General features: G+C 57.2%; 2 pseudogenes. One reads left to right on the forward strand and one right to left on the reverse strand.

What is annotated here, in order from left to right:
• Positions 1-130 (forward strand): annotated as a pseudogene (locus AB3X86_RS38075) (IS3 family transposase); the annotation flags it as partial.
• Between the two features lies 1 nt (position 131).
• On the opposite strand, the pseudogene AB3X86_RS38080 reads toward AB3X86_RS38075, so the two are convergent.
• Positions 132-1,373 (reverse strand): annotated as a pseudogene (locus AB3X86_RS38080) (toluene monooxygenase); the annotation flags it as partial.
• Positions 1,374-1,884 lie beyond the last annotated feature (511 nt).

A 1,884-nucleotide genomic window follows, 5' to 3' on the forward strand; every position in this document is an offset into this window, starting at 1 on the left:
GGACCGTGGCAGTCAGTACGCGAGCCACGAATTTCAGTGCAGGCTGGCTGACTATGGCATGCGTTGCTCTATGAGCCGCAAAGGAAATTGCTGGGACAACGCGCCGACGGAGAGCTTCTTCAACAGCTTGTTAGATTCCAGCCATTGCCAGGAATCGCGCAGATGGGCAGCTGGCTCATGTTGCAGACGATCGGCAGCGTCTCGGAAACGGTGAGCTCAGGCTTGCCGGCCTGCAGGTTACCGATTATGACATCCCACACTTTGCCGAACGTGTCGTTCCAGCCGGGATATTTTTCTTCGAGCCAGTCGCGGCACTCGGGTGTTATGCCGGCAGCAGGATTCCACCACACGGTAGGACGCCAGAACCAGATAGCCAATTGATACGCATGATGCTGGTAGTCGAACTCGCTAATGATCTGTTCCCAGTACCATGGCAGGTCAAGTCCGAGGTCGATCAGAGTGCGTTCGAACTGACCTACGATCCATTCTCGCATGAATTCCTTAAACGACTGCTTGCGATGCATGAGTGGCGTGGCGTAATCCATCGAGGAGCCCGTGAGCAGGCAGAACAGACGCCACGCGCGTGCGATGGCGACATCAACGAGCTTTTGAGCCTGCTCTTTACGGCCGTTAGCGATCAGGATCTGCAACGCGGGACCCCCGATTTGCGCATGGCGCGACTCATCTGTCTGAATGCTGGAAATCAGGCTTGCAAAAGTGAAGTCGCCCGCTTCGGCGGCATTGGCCGCGAGGCCAAGAAACTGCATGTTGGTAAAACCCGTTTCGAACGCGAAGGTTAGCATGACCGCGATTTCGATCGCACTGCGCGACATGAACAGGTCATCGAACGCGCTGCGCGCGGCAATCGCAACCCACGCGTTTGTGTGATACGCCTTGTGGGCCCAATCGAACTGGCGATCCTTGGGACAGTAGCCGTGAGGAAAGTAAAGCTGCAATTGACCATGACGATTCTCGTCGAGCATGCCGAAGGTGGCCATATTGCGCATGCCGGGCGCACGCCCGAAACGTACCATTCGGGCCTCGGCGCTCATCGCCGCATATTCTCCGAGCGCAATTACACCGTAGTGAGCCTTCAGAATGGAGAGCCACCCCGGATCGGCGTCCTCGAACATGCGGCTACGCTCAAGTGCCTCCTTGACCGAATATGCGCCTGCATCCTTCTCACGCTGGATGCGCACATACTCGGGATATGACGTCTTGTAGGGCTCCTCGTAGGTTTCCCAACTCGCCATGGGAATGCCTTGCGCCCCAGACATGATATCGGGAAAAAGCTCCGACTCCGTCACATATCTTGAGGTCCAGTTGGTGGCACGTGCAATGTCATACCATGCGGCTCGTTCCAGTAACGCCATTGTGATGCCTCCTTTTGGAATGGGCGATGCGTCTTCCCGGCACTGCGCACTCCACCGGGCGCCCCTTGAGAAGGCAAGATCAATGCCAATCCGCGGCGTTTCTTTCTTGGCGGCCGCGGCGAAAAACTGAGAGTCGCGGCGGAGCGAAAAGGGAACCAAAATTGCGCAGGCTTAGCGAGTAGGACGTGTACCACCGCGCACACAGCATGGCCGCATCCACTGAGTGACGACAGCGTTCGGACACCGTGGCGGCGCTATCAAGATGCGGGGGTGAATCTTACCGCAATGCAGCGCCCTACGGCGACACTGCATTGAGATGGTAAGCCGGCAGCTGTCGAGGTTCCACGACGATGAGTGACTTCAGCCGTAAAGGCCCATTGATCGTTTAGCACGCTGTTGAAATACCTCCCACGCACGTCATCCGCGCGGGAGGGGTAAACGTTGAAACAAAGAACCGGACAACACTGAGACTGAAGCGATGCGCGGAGCGGACGGCTATACCGAGTCGATG

This window comes from Paraburkholderia sp. BR14374, assembly GCF_040948685.1.
GTDB lineage: Bacteria > Pseudomonadota > Gammaproteobacteria > Burkholderiales > Burkholderiaceae > Paraburkholderia > Paraburkholderia youngii.